This window comes from Micromonospora sp. NRRL B-16802, from assembly GCF_001279555.1.
Lineage (GTDB): Bacteria > Actinomycetota > Actinomycetes > Mycobacteriales > Micromonosporaceae > Micromonospora > Micromonospora profundi.
The window spans coordinates 1-202 of record NZ_LGEB01000047.1 but is presented as its reverse complement, the minus strand read 5'-3'; the positions used below and the strand labels follow the sequence as shown (position 1 = coordinate 202).

Genomic DNA, 202 nt, shown 5'->3' with positions numbered 1-202 from the left:
GAAGTTGTCGGTGGTGCTGATCTGGTCGATGTTGAGCAGGTTTTGCCAGGTGTCGGCGAGCCATTGTTCGGTGTGGGTGGTGGGTGCGATGTGTTCGGTAACCGTTGGTGTGGGTTCGGGTAGGCGGGTGGTGTCGAGTTTGCCGTTGGGGGTCAGTGGTAGTTCGGGAAGTGTGATGAGGGTGGTGGGGACCATGTAGGTG

General features: G+C 58.9%; 1 pseudogene. It reads right to left on the bottom strand.

Annotation, left to right across the window (positions count from 1 at the left end):
- A pseudogene (locus tag ADK66_RS31805) lies at window positions 1-202 on the bottom strand (thioester reductase); the annotation flags it as partial.